15 protein-coding genes are annotated in these 13268 nt (G+C 62.8%); 9 read left to right on the plus strand and 6 right to left on the minus strand.

Going from position 1 to position 13268, the window contains the following annotated elements; translation table 11 throughout:
* Window positions 1–7 precede the first annotated feature (7 nt).
* From HZR81_RS02330 to pilG, 5 genes are all read right to left on the minus strand, one after another.
* Complete coding sequence (locus HZR81_RS02330) at window positions 8–874, minus strand: CheR family methyltransferase (RefSeq protein WP_200630331.1); 867 nt, start codon at window positions 872–874, stop codon at window positions 8–10.
* A gap of 61 nt (window positions 875–935) precedes the next feature.
* Entirely contained in the window at window positions 936–2984 is a 2049-nt protein-coding gene (locus tag HZR81_RS02335) for a methyl-accepting chemotaxis protein (RefSeq protein ID WP_500127215.1), read from the minus strand.
* Window positions 2985–3060: 76 nt separating this feature from the next.
* Window positions 3061–3597, minus strand: a complete 537-nt coding sequence (locus tag HZR81_RS02340) for a chemotaxis protein CheW (RefSeq protein WP_017245424.1) — start codon at window positions 3595–3597, stop codon at window positions 3061–3063.
* Between the two features lie 41 nt (window positions 3598–3638).
* Window positions 3639–4004 (minus strand): twitching motility response regulator PilH, encoded by a 366-nt coding sequence (gene pilH, locus HZR81_RS02345; RefSeq protein ID WP_003297216.1) that lies wholly within the window; start codon window positions 4002–4004, stop codon window positions 3639–3641.
* Window positions 4005–4047: 43 nt separating this feature from the next.
* Entirely contained in the window at window positions 4048–4455 is a 408-nt protein-coding gene (gene pilG / locus HZR81_RS02350) for a twitching motility response regulator PilG (protein ID WP_003282729.1), read from the minus strand.
* A 235-nt stretch (window positions 4456–4690) separates the two neighbouring features.
* Between pilG and gshB the strand changes: the two genes are divergently transcribed.
* From gshB to HZR81_RS02385, 7 genes are all read left to right on the plus strand, one after another.
* The gene (gshB, locus tag HZR81_RS02355; RefSeq protein WP_500127216.1) at window positions 4691–5641 is read left to right on the plus strand and encodes a glutathione synthase; all 951 of its coding nucleotides are present in this window, start codon (window positions 4691–4693) and stop codon (window positions 5639–5641) included.
* Between the two features lie 87 nt (window positions 5642–5728).
* Window positions 5729–6622 (plus strand): energy transducer TonB, encoded by an 894-nt coding sequence (locus HZR81_RS02360; RefSeq protein ID WP_017245426.1) that lies wholly within the window; start codon window positions 5729–5731, stop codon window positions 6620–6622.
* Between the two features lie 144 nt (window positions 6623–6766).
* On the plus strand, window positions 6767–7336 hold the full coding sequence (locus HZR81_RS02365) for a YqgE/AlgH family protein (protein WP_152481924.1): 570 nt from the start codon (window positions 6767–6769) through the stop codon (window positions 7334–7336).
* Window positions 7333–7761, plus strand: a complete 429-nt coding sequence (gene ruvX, locus HZR81_RS02370; RefSeq protein WP_500127218.1) for a Holliday junction resolvase RuvX — start codon at window positions 7333–7335, stop codon at window positions 7759–7761. The genes HZR81_RS02365 and ruvX overlap by 4 nt, the downstream gene beginning before the upstream one ends.
* 21 nt (window positions 7762–7782) lie before the next feature.
* Window positions 7783–8298, plus strand: coding sequence for a bifunctional pyr operon transcriptional regulator/uracil phosphoribosyltransferase PyrR (gene pyrR, locus HZR81_RS02375; RefSeq protein ID WP_110778831.1), 516 nt, complete (start codon window positions 7783–7785; stop codon window positions 8296–8298).
* 51 nt (window positions 8299–8349) lie between these two features.
* Complete coding sequence (locus HZR81_RS02380) at window positions 8350–9366, plus strand: aspartate carbamoyltransferase catalytic subunit (protein ID WP_017245430.1); 1017 nt, start codon at window positions 8350–8352, stop codon at window positions 9364–9366.
* Window positions 9366–10640 (plus strand): dihydroorotase, encoded by a 1275-nt coding sequence (locus tag HZR81_RS02385; RefSeq protein WP_500127219.1) that lies wholly within the window; start codon window positions 9366–9368, stop codon window positions 10638–10640. Before HZR81_RS02380 ends, HZR81_RS02385 begins: the two co-directional genes overlap by 1 nt.
* A gap of 57 nt (window positions 10641–10697) precedes the next feature.
* On the opposite strand, the gene HZR81_RS02390 is transcribed toward HZR81_RS02385, so the two are convergent.
* Window positions 10698–11093: an NINE protein gene (locus HZR81_RS02390; RefSeq protein WP_017245432.1), complete on the minus strand. Its 396-nt coding sequence runs from the start codon at window positions 11091–11093 to the stop codon at window positions 10698–10700.
* Window positions 11094–11226: 133 nt separating this feature from the next.
* On the opposite strand from HZR81_RS02390, the gene HZR81_RS02395 reads away from it, so the two are divergent.
* Together HZR81_RS02395 and HZR81_RS02400 are read left to right on the plus strand one after the other, a co-directional pair.
* Window positions 11227–12441, plus strand: a complete 1215-nt coding sequence (locus HZR81_RS02395; RefSeq protein ID WP_200597338.1) for a putative DNA modification/repair radical SAM protein — start codon at window positions 11227–11229, stop codon at window positions 12439–12441.
* Complete coding sequence (locus HZR81_RS02400) at window positions 12441–13265, plus strand: TIGR03915 family putative DNA repair protein (RefSeq protein WP_500127220.1); 825 nt, start codon at window positions 12441–12443, stop codon at window positions 13263–13265. The genes HZR81_RS02395 and HZR81_RS02400 overlap by 1 nt, the downstream gene beginning before the upstream one ends.
* The last annotated feature ends 3 nt before the right edge of the window (window positions 13266–13268 follow it).

Raw genomic sequence — 13268 nt, forward strand, 5'->3', positions numbered from 1 at the left:
ACTCCGCTCATAAACTTTTCCGGGTAAAGGCCAGGACCTGATCGTTGGCAACCGGAACCAGATCCGGATGCTGCCAACCGACTATTTCCCCGACCCCAATCACCAGCAATCCCCCCGGCGCCAGGCACTCGGCCAAGCGATTGAGGATCTCTCTGCGGCGCCAGCGGCGGAAATAGATCAACAGGTTCTGACAGAAAATGACGTCCATGCCGGAAAGCGGCGAATTCGCCAGTTCCAGCACATTGAGCCGCGCAAAGCACACTCGCGCGGCCAGGGCAGGGATGACTTGAAAGCGATCGTCGACCGAAGGCTGGAAGTAGCGCTCGCGCAACGCTGGCGTCACCTGTTCCAGCCTGCGGGCGCCGTAGACTGCGGCACGGCACTTGGCTAGCGCATTCAGACTGATATCGGTTCCCGTTACACCGAAGCCATGTTCGGAGTCGCTGTCAGCCAGCAACTGATCCGCGATCATCGCCAGTGAATAGGTCTCCTCTCCGCTTGCGCAGCCGACGCTCCAAAGCGCCAGGGGGCGAGCGAGGGAGCCTTCATCCAGCCGGTGCCGCAGGTGACTCTCAAGCAGCGCGAACGAAGCCGGATGGCGGAAGAAGCGCGTCTCCTGCACTGTCAGGCGATCCATGAGGGTCGACCACTCAACTGCACCGCGAGGGCCGGAAGTGACCTGCCGGTAATAGCTGGCATAGTCGGCCGCCCCGACTTCACGCATACGTGCGCTCAGATTGGTCTGCAGGAAGCTGCGTCTGTGCTCGCTGACGACCATTCCGGAACGCTCCTCGAGGAGCGTCTGCCAGTCATGGAACTCCGCCGGCGACATATCGGCCAAGGGCTCCAGTGCCCAGTCAAACCTTGGCTGCATGCCCTGCCCCTCGCTCGTGATCCTCGGCGGCAGCCATCAGTTGACTGCCGCACTCGTCAAGTCAGGCCTGATCCGGCGTATCCGGCAGGGTGAAGCCCGAAACGGAATGGCGCATTTCGTTGGCCATCTTGGCCAGATTACCAATGCTCTTGGCCGTAGCGGTGGTACCCGACGAGGTCTGCGAGGTGATCTCCTGGATCACGTTCATGGTGTTGGAAATATGACCGGCAGACGAAGCCTGCTGACGAGCTGCGTTGGAGATGTTCTGGATAAGCGCAGCGAGGGTCTTGGATACCTTTTCGATCTCCTCCAGTGCCACCCCGGCATCCTGTGCCAGGCGCGCACCGCGGACCACCTCGGAAGTGGTCTGCTCCATCGAGATGACCGCTTCGTTGGTGTCGGTCTGAATGGTCTTGACCAGCGCTTCGATCTGCTTGGTTGCAGCGGAGGAACGTTCCGCCAGGCGTTGTACTTCGTCCGCAACCACCGCGAAGCCACGCCCCGCGTCGCCCGCCATGGAGGCCTGGATCGCCGCGTTGAGTGCAAGGATGTTGGTCTGGTCGGCAATGTCGTTGATCAGGCTTACGATGTCGCCGATCTCTTGGGAAGACTCACCGAGACGTTTGATCCGCTTGGACGTGTCCTGGATCTGCTCACGGATGTTGTCCATGCCGGTAATGGTGTTGTGTACGACCTCGTTGCCCTTGTTGGCGATGGCTACCGAGCGTTCTGCTACCGCGGACGATTCCGCAGCGTTTGCCGATACCTGGTCAATGGAAACGGCCATCTCGTTGATTGCCGCCGAGGCACCAGCAATCTCTTGTGCCTGGTGTTCGGACGCTTCGGCAAGATGCATTGCCGTCGCCTGGGTCTCCTGGGCTGCGCCCGATACCTGTACCGCGGTCTGGTTGATGGTTGCTACCAGATCGCGCAGCTGGTCGATGGAGTAGTTGATCGAGTCCGCGATCGCACCAGTGAAGTCTTCGGTTACGGTTGCGGCTACCGTCAAGTCACCGTCAGCAAGGTCACCGATCTCATCGAGCAGTCGCAGAATCGCCGCCTGGTTGCGCTCGTTCTTCTCGGCGGTTTCGCTCAAGCGGCGACGCGTTTCCTGAACCATTACCAAGCCGATCAGGATGATCGCTGCCAGTGCAAGCGCACCCAGTACGTAACCGATAATGGTGTTCAGATAACGTGCATCAGCACGGTTCTGCAAACCTTGGGAAAGGGCAGAGGTCTTGTCCAGCAGCGTCTGCGAAACCTCGAAGATGCTGTTTGCCGACTCGCGGACTTGGAACAGCTCTGGCGAGGTTTCCAGAATTTCGTCCACGGAACCCGATACGAACTGGAACAGCTCGGAGATCTCCGCAAGACGGTCCAGTGCCTCTTCGTCAGCCACCGCACTGATGCCCATGGCGACGTTGCCTTCGATCATCGCGTTCAGTACGCGACCGAACAGGCTGGCGTCCCGGCCGAACATATCAGCTGCCTGAACCGAGTCCTGATCACCGGAAAGTACCTTGTTCACCGAACCGAGAATACGTTCGGCCAGCAGCGATTGACGCTGGGCCACCGAGACCTGGGCAGCCGGCGCGCCGCTTTCAAGCAGAATATCGACGACCTCCTCGTACTCTACCTGCAGCTGCGGGATGGTTTCGGCGAGAGTGCTGGCCACCTGATGCAGAGACAGTACCGTCTGCTCGCTGGAAAGAATTGCGTCCGTGTCACGGCGCAGAGTGTTCCAGTCCTGCTCCACCGCATTGACCTCGGCACGCAGCGATTCGGGCACCGCAGGCAGCCCGATGTTTTCGTTACCTTGGGCGAGATACCCCCAACGTCGCTCGAACTCGTTACGGGCCTGCTTCAGGGACGCGAACGCCTCCTGGGTGCCGGTCGCCGCTTCCACGGCATCCTTGGCGATCTGCTGGGACAGTACGCGTAGCTCTCCCGCGTGAGCGATGTACTCGTTGTCATGATCGGCCTGCGTATTGACGTACGCGAAGTTCGCGAACAACAACACGATCGATACGATCAACACGACAAACAGGCCGGTGATCAGCGTATTGCTGCGCACCCCGCTCAACAAAGCACTAGCATTCATCTTGTTCATTATCCGGCCCCCGCCTGGGCCCCCGTGCGCTTCCATCCAAGAACCAAAAGGCCGACCTAGGTCGACCCACCTACAACTAATAAGCGACGTCTAGAAACGCCTGATGCGTAGCCAGTGCGTGCGGACTGAAGACCAGCCAGGGTTGCTCGCGCTGGAAGACACCGTGAATGAACGGTTGAATCGACGCCTCGATCGGTGGCAGCTCCTCCGAGAAGGCTTCTACCGGAAAATGCTGCATGCCGAACACTTCGTCGACGGTCAGTCCGGCGAATACTTCCTGATGGTCTACCACCAGCACCCTGCGCTGCTTGCGCAAGGCCGATAGCTCCAGCCCGAAATAGCCACACAGGTCCATCACCGGCAGCAGCCTGCCGCGAACGTTTGCCACACCCTTCACCCAGCTCTTGACGCCTGGCAACAAGGTATATCGCGGCTCGTGCAGGATCTCGCTGACCTCGCCCATCGGCGCGACGAACAAGCGTCCACCCATGCGGAAGCCGATCCCTCCCCAGGTCTGTACGGCTTCCTGCTGTGAAGGCAGACCTGCCGCATGAATGCGGCATTGTCTATCTAGCTCCAGCAGGTGCTGAAACGGCGTTGGCATGTCAGCCATGCTGGCCACGTCCCTTTGTCCGAGTGTTGGCTACCCCGGCGTCAGCCCGCCAGAACGGCATTCAGGGTTTTCAGCAATGTCGCCTCGTCCACTGGCTTGGTCAGGTAATCCTTGGCGCCCTGGCGCTTGCCCCAGACCTTATCGGTTTCCTGATCCTTGGTGGTAACGATGATCACCGGAATGTGACTGGTTTCCGAATCTTTGGTCAGCTGGCGCGTGGCCTGGAATCCGTTCAGCCCGGGCATGACGATATCCATCAGCACGGCATCCGGTTTTTCCTGGCGAGCCAGAGCAACACCATCAGCCCCGTTCTCGGCCTTGAGCACCACATGCCCGTGCTTCTCCAGCATGGCGGTGAGCTTGTACATTTCTGTCGGTGAATCATCAACAATCAGAACGCGAGCCATGATTTCTCCATAGGAAGGCTTCAGCGGCAAACAATGCCGAACTTCAGGATGCTTGTTCCACCGGCGCGAAATCAGGGACGTGCGCCTTGATTGCGCCTAGCAGCTCTTCTTTGCTGAACGGCTTGGTGAGGTATTGATCGGACCCGACGATACGCCCTTTCGCCTTGTCGAAGAGGCCATCTTTGGAAGACAGCATGATCACCGGCGTCGACTTGAAGGAACTGTTGTTCTTGATCAGTGCACAGGTCTGATAGCCGTCCAGCCTGGGCATCATAATATCGACGAAGATGATACGAGGATGAGTATCTGCAATCTTGGCGAGCGCATCGAAACCGTCAACAGCGGTGATGACATCGCAACCTACTTTCTTCAGCAGGGTTTCAGCGGTGCGACGAATCGTCTTCGAATCGTCGATCACCATGACCTTCAAGCCCTCGGAGTGCTGTTCCATTTCGCCCTACCATCGCCTCGGTGAGTCGTAGTTTATCGTTATGTCAGTGCGCTGGAGGCCCTGTCATCGATGGGCTGCACCCAATCGCCGGACCTTTTTAGCACACTCCTTCTGGCCATGCTATCAGCCGCAAAAGCATGCCAATTTTCCTTGACCGAGTGCACAACCGCGGCCAATCTGCAGCGACCAATCGAGCCACCAGCAGCGCGACGCTGCCCCATGCCGGAGAAACCTCATGACCGTTCGCGTCGGGATCATCATGGACCCTATCGCGCAGATCGCCTTCAAAAAGGACAGCTCGCTCGCCATGCTGCTTGCTGCCCAGGCGCGAGGCTGGACGCTGTTCTACATGGAACAACGAGACCTTTACCAGCTCGGAGACCAGGCGCGCGCGCGCATGTGTCCGCTCCGAGTGTTCAACGACCCACAGAAATGGTTCGAAACAGGCGATGAGTTCGACTCGGCGCTAGGCGAGCTCGACGTCATCCTCATGCGCAAGGACCCGCCGTTCAATAGCGAGTACGTCTACGCCACCTATCTGCTGGAGCTGGCAGAGAAAGCCGGAACGCTGGTGGTCAACCGCCCGCAGAGCCTGCGCGACTGCAACGAGAAGTTCTTCGCCACGCAGTTTCCACAGTGCACGCCACCGACCCTGGTCAGCCGGCGCGCCGACATTCTCCGCGAGTTCGCTCGGGAGCACCGTGACATCATTCTCAAACCCCTTGACGAGATGGGCGGCGCCTCGATCTTCCGCCATCGTGAAGGAGATCCGAACCTGTCGGTGATCCTCGAAGTGCTGACCGAGCATGGCGGCCGGCAGATCATGGCTCAGCGCTATATCCCCGCGATCAAAGACGGCGACAAGCGCATCCTGATGATCGACGGCGAGCCGGTGCCGTACTGCCTCGCTCGGATCCCGGCCGCCGGCGAGACCCGCGGCAATCTGGCCGCCGGCGGACGCGGCGTGGCGCAGCCGCTGTCGGATCGCGATCGCGAAATCGCAGCGATCGTCGGGCCACAGCTGCGCGAGCGCGGCCTGTTGTTTGTCGGCCTGGATGTCATCGGCGATTACCTCACCGAAATCAACATCACCAGCCCGACCTGTATCCGGGAAATCGACAGCGCCTTCGACACCCGCATCGGCGAGCGCCTGATGGATGCCATCGAGAGCAAGCTGCAAGCTTGAACCAGCTAACAGCTTTGAGCTTGGCGCTTGCGACTCCAAGCTCAAAGCCGGCAGACTGCGCGGCACTTCGAGCCGACCTGACCTGCGATGAACGCTGCTATTCGCCAACCTGCGCCTGAAACCACCCGTGTCCGTCCGGCGGACAGGCTCGGCTTCACGCTGTTTCTCGCTGCAGCCTTGCACCTGGCATTGATCCTCGGCCTTGGATTCACGCTGTCGGAGCCGAAGCAAATAAGCAAGACGCTCGAGATCACGCTGTCGACATTCAAGAGCGAAGAGAAGCCGAAGGATGCCGACTTCCTCGCCCAGGATAATCAGCTGGGCAGCGGCACGCTGGAGCACAAGGCTTCGCCGAAGACCACCGAACAGGCCCCTTTCCAGGACACCGAAGTGCGCAAGGTAACGCCGCCAGCGGCGCCACCGCAGAGCACTAGCCCGGCGCCGGCCAAGACCGTGGTAACCACTCGCAGTCGCCAGCCGGAAAAAGCCGAGGTCAAACAGCAAACCCAGCCACAACCCAAGGCCCAGCCGGCGCCGGCATTCGACAGCTCGCAACTGAGCGCCGAGATCGCCAGCCTCGAAGCAGAGCTGGCGCAGGATGTGGAGCGCTACGCCAAGAGACCCCGCGTCAGCCGGCAGAACAGCGCGGCCACCATGCGCGACATCAGCGCCTGGTACCGCGATGAATGGCGCAAGAAGGTCGAACGCATCGGCAATCTCAACTATCCGGACGAGGCGCGTCGCCAGCAGATATATGGCAGCCTGCGCATGCTGGTGACCATCAACCGGGACGGCACCGTTCAGGAATTGCGGGTGATCGAATCGTCCGGTCAACCGGTGCTCGACGACGCAGCACTGCGCATTGTTCGCTTGGCGGCACCCTTTGCGCCATTCACCGGCGAACTGGCGCAGAAGTTCGATCAGGTCGAGATCATCCGCACCTGGCGCTTCGAACGGGGCGACAGGCTTTCTAGCCGCTGAGCCGCCCGTCCCGCCGGAGGCCTCGTCAAGCACCGATGCGTCCCGTTCGGAGCTTGCCGCAGCCCTGCAACAGGGGCGAATCGCCACGCTTGGCAACCATCGAAGCTGTAGCCGGAATTCGGTGCAACGCTTAAGCTAACGCGCATGAAAAGCACCGCGCCCAGCTACCTCAAGCACCACTTCCTGATCGCCATGCCACAGATGGCCGATCCGAACTTCGCCCAGACGCTGATCTACCTGATCGAGCACGGCGCAGAAGGCGCCATGGGCCTGATCATCAACCGCCCAAGCGGACTGAGCCTGGCCGACGTACTAGAACAGCTACGCCCGGACGAGCCAATTCCCCCCCTGTGTGAAAACCTGCCGATCTTTTCTGGCGGCCCGGTACAGACCGATCGCGGCTTCGTCCTGCATTCGCCGGAGCAGCAGTTCCAGGCCACCCTTTCGCTCGGCCCGCTTGGCATGTCGACATCACAGGACGTGCTCTTCGCGATTGCCGACGGCCAGGGACCTCAGCGCCACTTCGTCGCCCTGGGTTATGCAGGGTGGGAGGCCGGTCAGCTGGAAGCGGAGCTGGCAGACAATACCTGGCTGAGCTGTGCCGCCGATCCGGAGATTCTGTTCGACCTGCCTTACGATCAGCGCCTGAACGCAGCCGCTGCGTCCCTTGGGGTCGATCTGCGCCTGCTCAGCACCCAGGTCGGCCACGCATGAGCGCCCCGCGACTGCTGCTCGGGTTCGACTACGGCACCAAGCAGATCGGCGTGGCCGTTGGCCAGGCCATCACCGGACAGGCGCGCGAGCTCTGCGTACTCAAGGCACAGAACGGTGTGCCAGACTGGCAGCAGATCGAAGCACTGCTACGCGAATGGCAGCCCGACGCACTGGTGGTCGGCCTGCCACTGAACATGGACGGCAGTCCCAGCGACATGAGTGCTCGGGCGGAGAAGTTCGCCCGACGCCTCAGCGGTCGCTGCAGCCTGCCGGTGCACACCCACGACGAACGCCTGACCACATTCGAAGCCAAGGGCGAGCGCCTGCGTCAGGGCCAGCACGGCGGCTATCGTGAACGCCCGGTCGACGCCCTGGCCGCCGCACTACTGCTGGAAGGCTGGCTGAACGATCACGCCGCCGTCTGAGCCGGCCCTGAAGGAGACCCCATGATCCTGCCCAACCCCGAACAGCTTCTACCCGAGATGGTCGCCGCATTGGCGCAGCATCTGAGCGAACGCAACATTCAGGAGCCGCGCTTCATCGGCATTCGTACCGGCGGCGTCTGGGTCGCCCAGGCGCTACTCGAAGCCCGCGGGCAGCACGAACCGCTCGGCATCCTCGACGTGTCCTTCTATCGCGACGACTTCACCCAGAAAGGCCTACACCCGCAGGTACAGCCCTCCGAGCTGCCGTTCGAGATCGAAGGCCAGCATCTGGTGGTGGTCGATGACGTACTGATGACCGGCCGCACCATCCGCGCCGCACTGAACGAGCTGTTCGACTACGGACGGCCGGCCAGCGTGACGCTCGTCTGCCTGCTCGACCTCAACGCCCGCGAACTGCCGATCCGCCCCGACGTGGTCGGTGCCACCCTGTCGCTGGCACCGGAACAGCGCATCAAGCTGCTCGGGCCAGCGCCGCTGGCACTGGAACCTCAGCTGCTGGAAGCCCACCCGTCCTGAGCGAGCCTGCCGAACCCATCGTCCATCACCCGCCGCCCACCGAGACCTGCGATGACGCCCACTGACGCCAAGCGCCCGCTACAGCTGAACGACCAAGGCCAGCTGCGCCACTTTCTCTCCCTCGACGGCCTGCCCCGCGAGCTGCTCACCGAGATCCTGGACACTGCCGACTCCTTCCTCGAGGTCGGCGCACGGGCGGTGAAAAAGGTCCCGCTGCTGCGCGGCAAGACCGTCTGCAACGTGTTCTTCGAGAATTCCACGCGTACCCGCACCACGTTCGAACTGGCGGCACAGCGACTCTCGGCGGACGTTATTACGCTCAACGTCTCCACCTCCTCGACCAGCAAGGGCGAGACCCTGACCGATACCCTGCGCAATCTCGAGGCCATGGCCGCGGACATGTTCGTGGTGCGCCATGCCGATTCCGGGGCCGCGCATTTCATCGCCGAACATGTCTGCCCCGAGGTGGCGGTGATCAATGGCGGCGATGGGCGCCATGCCCACCCGACCCAGGGCATGCTCGACATGCTCACCATTCGCCGACACAAGGGCGGTTTCGAGAACCTCTCGGTGGCCATCGTCGGCGACATCCTGCATTCGCGGGTGGCCCGCTCGAACATGCTGGCCCTGCGCACCTTGGGCTGCCCCGATATCCGCGTGATCGCGCCGAAAACCCTGCTGCCCGAGGGCATCGAGCAGTACGGCGTACGCGTATTCACCGATATGAACGAAGGGATGCGCGATGTCGACGTGGTGATCATGCTGCGCCTGCAGCGCGAGCGCATGCAGGGCGGCCTACTGCCCAGCGAAGGCGAGTTCTACAAACTCTACGGCCTGAACACTCAACGTCTTGAACTGGCCAAGCCGGATGCCATCGTCATGCACCCAGGGCCGATCAACCGCGGCGTGGAGATCGAGTCCGCGGTGGCCGACGGGGCGCAGTCGGTCATTCTCAATCAGGTTACCTACGGCATCGCCATCCGCATGGCCGTGCTGTCCATGGCGATGAGCGGCCAGACCGCGCAGCGTCAGATCGATTCCGAGTCCGTTTCCGAGGAGCAGCAGTGATGGTGGCAACAAGAATCCTCGGCGCGCGCGTTATCGACCCCAGCAGCGGGCGCGACGAAGTCGCCGATATCTTCCTGCAGGACGGCAGGATCACGGCCATCGGCCAGGCGCCAGCCGGCTTCGAGGCCCAGCGCAGCATCGATGCGCAGGGGCTGATTGCCGCCCCGGGACTGGTCGATCTGTCCGTGGCACTGCGTGAACCCGGCTACAGCCGCAAGGGCAGCATCGCCAGCGAGACCCTGGCCGCCGCAGCCGGCGGAACCACCAGCCTGTGTTGCCCGCCGCAGACACGCCCGATACTGGATACCGCGGCGGTGGCCGAACTGATCCTCGACCGCGCCCGCGAATCGGGGCACGCCAAGGTTTTTCCCATCGGCGCGCTGACCCGCGGCCTGGCCGGGGAACAGCTGTCCGAACTGGTCGCATTGCGTGAAGCCGGCTGCGTCGCCTTCGGCAACGGCCTCACCGAATTCGCCAGCAACCGCAACCTGCGCCGCGCCCTGGAGTACGCCGCCACCTTCGATCTGACGGTGATCCTCCATTCCCAGGACAGCGACCTCGCCGAAGGCGGCCTCGCTCATGAAGGCGCGGCCGCGAGTTTCCTCGGCCTCTCCGGCATTCCCGAGACCGCGGAAACCGTGGCGCTGGCGCGCAACCTGCTATTGGTGGAGCGTTCCGGTGTGCGCGCGCACTTCGCCCAGCTGACCAGCGCGCGTGGCGCGGAGATGATCGCCCAGGCCCAGGCCCGCGGGTTGCCGGTCACGGCCGACGTGGCAATGTATCAGCTGATACTCACCGACGAAGCGTTGCACGGCTTCTCCAGCCTGTACCACGTGCAGCCGCCGCTGCGCAGCGCGGCGGATCGCGATGGCCTGCGCGAGGCGGTCAGGGCGGGCGTGATCTCGGCGATTTCGAGCCACCATCAACCGCACGAAGCCGATGCCAAACTGGCACCGTTCGGCGAGACCGAAGCAGGCATCAGCAGCGCGGAGATACTCCTGCCGCTGGCGATGACACTGGTGGACGATGGCCTGCTCGACCTGCCGACCCTGCTGGCGCGCCTCAGCAGCGGCCCCGCCGCCGCGCTGCAGCTGTCAACCGGCACGCTGCAGGCCGGTCAGGCCGCCGACCTGGTGTTGTTCGATCCGCACCGCTCGACCCTGGTCGGCGAAAGCTGGTACTCGAAAGGCCGCAACTGCCCATTCATGGGCCACTGCCTGCCGGGCTCGGTGCGCTACACGCTCGTCGACGGCCACATCAGCTACCAGGCCTGAACGCCGGTGGCCGGGGCGGCGGCTCGCTCGCCCCGGCCCGTAGCTTCTCGGCCGGCGTCAGACCCGCGCGCGATTACGCTCCGATATCTGTGTGTTCAGCGTCCAGAAGTCATAGAGCACGCCGATGAAGAACAGCCCGCCGGTGAACAGGTAGAGGATGCCGGTGATCCACTTGCCTTGGTACATGCGGTGCACGCCGAAGACGCCCAGGAAGGTCAGCAGGATCCAGCCCACCGTGTAATCGATAGGCCCCGGCTGAAAGCGTAGATCCGCTTCACGATCCATCGACGGGATCAGGAACAGGTCGATGATCCAGCCGATGAAGAACAGCCCAAGGGTGAAGAACCAGATGGTGCCGGTGATCGGCTTGCCATAGTAAAAGCGATGGGAGCCGAGAAAGCCGAAGATCCATAGGAGATAGCCGATCAGCGTGCTGTGAGTGTTCTGCTGCATCCGAACCTCGATTTGCGATTGATGAGTGGTCTCCAGCTTATCCGATAAGCGCATCGAAGAGCCCCGCCAGATGGCTCTTGCCGGTTCGATTCGCCGTGATACTGTATATGCAAACAGTATCACGAGCCGGATCATGCAGCTGATCGACAAACTCAGCGTACTCGCCGACGCCGCCAAGTACGACGTGTCGTGCGCCAGCAGCGGCGCGCCGAAGCGCTCCTCCAAAGGTAAGCGCGGGCTTGGCGCCACCAACGGCATGGGCATCTGCCACAGCTTCACCCCGGACGGTCGGTGCGTGTCGCTGTTGAAGATTCTGTTGACCAACTTCTGCCTGTACGACTGCCAATATTGCGTCAATCGACGCTCCAGCGACGTGCCGCGCGCGCGCTTCACGCCGGAGGAGGTGGTCGAGCTGACGCTGGATTTCTACCGACGCAACTGCATCAGCGGCCTGTTCCTCAGCTCAGGCATCATCCGCTCGGCCGACTACACCATGGAGCAGCTGGTGCGCGTCGCCAGACTGCTGCGCGACGAGCACGAGTTTCGCGGCTACATTCACCTGAAGACGATTCCCGATGCCGACCCATTGCTGGTCGCAGAGGCCGGCCGCTACGCTGATCGGCTCAGCGTTAACATCGAACTGCCGACCGAGACCAGTCTGATCCGCCTGGCGCCGGAGAAGCAGGTGCTGACGATCAAGCAGGCCATGCACACCATTCACCAGGGCGAGGCCGAGGCGAGTACGGAGAAGCGCGCGCCGCGCTTCGCGCCTGCCGGGCAGAGCACGCAGATGATCGTCGGCGCCGATGACACCGACGACCGCACCATTCTGCATACCGCGCAGTCCCTCTATGGCGACTACCGCTTGCGGCGCGTCTATTACTCGGCGTTCAGCCCCATCCCGCACAGTCCGAAGACCGTACCGTTCGCCGCGCCGCCCCTGTTGCGCGAGCATCGGCTGTACCAGGCGGACTTTCTCATGCGCGGCTACGGCTTCTCGGCCGGCGAATTGCTCAGCGGGCCCGGCAACCTGGCCCTCGATGTGGACCCGAAGCTGGCCTGGGCGTTGGCTAACCGGGAACATTTCCCGATCGATCTCAACCGTGCCGAACCGACCATGATCGCCCGCGTTCCCGGCATCGGCGTGCTCAGTGCCAAGCGCCTGGTGGACCTGCGGCGACACAAGCGCATCCGTTTCGAGGACCTGACCCGCCTGCGCTGCTCGCTGGAGAAGGCCAAGCCGTTCATCGTCACCCAGGACTATCGACCCAGCCTCGCCGGGCAGGAATCGGCGGCATTGCGGCAGCACCTGCGCGATGGCACGCCGACGCAGATGGCGCTCTGGTGATGCGCACGGTGCACTTCGACGGCAGCTTCCAGGACTGGCGAGACGTGGCGCGGGCGCTGCTGCAGGAGCGGATCGCGCCGCATGAATTGAACTGGGCAAGCGGCGGTGACGCCGGCTTGTTCGATGAGCCAATGTCCGCGTCAGCGGCCACGGACGGGCCGCGCATTCGGGTCCCCCGCCAGCTGCTCGAAGAACTGGAGATGGCCGCCCGCTTTCGCACCGATCAGCGCTGGAGCCTGCTGTATCGCGTGCTCTGGCGGGTTGCCCAAGGTGACGCCAGCGCCAGAATGGCAGGCGATGCCGACGGCAGCGAGCTGCATAGCCGGATCAAGGCGGTTCGGCGGGAGGCGCACCATCTGCATGCCTTCCTGCGCTTCAGCCCGCTGGAGAGCGGCGATGGGCCGCGGCATGTGGCTTGGTTCGAGCCGGCGCACGACGTGCTGCCATGGGCGGCAGGGCATTTCGCCGAGCGCATGGGTGAGAACAGCTGGATGATCGCGACACCGGAAGAAGGTGTTTGCTGGGATGGCCAGGAGCTGTACTACACCCGACCCTGCCCACCACAGTGGCAGCAGCTGGCGCAGAACGCTGCCGATCCCGGAGGAGAACTCTGGAAAGCGTATTATGAAAGCACCTTCAACCCGGCCCGACTGAACCGCAGCGTGATGGAAAGCAACCTGCCGGTGCGGTTCTGGAAGAACCTCCCCGAAGGCATGCTGATCCCCGAGTTGATGAGCCGCGCACGCGCCGGTGCGCAGCGTGACGGCCAGGCCGAGCGCGTGGCTGGCCGGCATGGCAAGCGCATCGGCCGGCGACCGGGCTAAGGT

Source organism: Pseudomonas sp. LM13, from assembly GCF_041381355.1.
Taxonomy (GTDB): Bacteria; Pseudomonadota; Gammaproteobacteria; order Pseudomonadales; family Pseudomonadaceae; genus Stutzerimonas; species Stutzerimonas frequens.

Excerpts from the sequence above, each read along its gene's own strand:
- HZR81_RS02385 (WP_500127219.1), top strand. The coding sequence starts at position 9,366 with ATGGTGGCAACAAGAATCCTCGGCGCGCGCGTTATCGACCCCAGCAGC.
- HZR81_RS02390 (WP_017245432.1), bottom strand. The coding sequence starts at position 11,093 with ATGCAGCAGAACACTCACAGCACGCTGATCGGCTATCTCCTATGGATC.
- pilG (WP_003282729.1), bottom strand. The coding sequence starts at position 4,455 with ATGGAACAGCACTCCGAGGGCTTGAAGGTCATGGTGATCGACGATTCG.
- HZR81_RS02335 (WP_500127215.1), bottom strand. The coding sequence starts at position 2,984 with ATGAACAAGATGAATGCTAGTGCTTTGTTGAGCGGGGTGCGCAGCAAT.
- HZR81_RS02400 (WP_500127220.1), top strand. The coding sequence starts at position 12,441 with ATGCGCACGGTGCACTTCGACGGCAGCTTCCAGGACTGGCGAGACGTG.
- pilH (WP_003297216.1), bottom strand. The coding sequence starts at position 4,004 with ATGGCTCGCGTTCTGATTGTTGATGATTCACCGACAGAAATGTACAAG.
- HZR81_RS02395 (WP_200597338.1), top strand. The coding sequence starts at position 11,227 with ATGCAGCTGATCGACAAACTCAGCGTACTCGCCGACGCCGCCAAGTAC.
- HZR81_RS02330 (WP_200630331.1), bottom strand. The coding sequence starts at position 874 with ATGCAGCCAAGGTTTGACTGGGCACTGGAGCCCTTGGCCGATATGTCG.
- HZR81_RS02380 (WP_017245430.1), top strand. The coding sequence starts at position 8,350 with ATGACGCCCACTGACGCCAAGCGCCCGCTACAGCTGAACGACCAAGGC.
- ruvX (WP_500127218.1), top strand. The coding sequence starts at position 7,333 with ATGAGCGCCCCGCGACTGCTGCTCGGGTTCGACTACGGCACCAAGCAG.
- HZR81_RS02365 (WP_152481924.1), top strand. The coding sequence starts at position 6,767 with ATGAAAAGCACCGCGCCCAGCTACCTCAAGCACCACTTCCTGATCGCC.
- HZR81_RS02340 (WP_017245424.1), bottom strand. The coding sequence starts at position 3,597 with ATGGCTGACATGCCAACGCCGTTTCAGCACCTGCTGGAGCTAGATAGA.
- pyrR (WP_110778831.1), top strand. The coding sequence starts at position 7,783 with ATGATCCTGCCCAACCCCGAACAGCTTCTACCCGAGATGGTCGCCGCA.
- gshB (WP_500127216.1), top strand. The coding sequence starts at position 4,691 with ATGACCGTTCGCGTCGGGATCATCATGGACCCTATCGCGCAGATCGCC.
- HZR81_RS02360 (WP_017245426.1), top strand. The coding sequence starts at position 5,729 with ATGAACGCTGCTATTCGCCAACCTGCGCCTGAAACCACCCGTGTCCGT.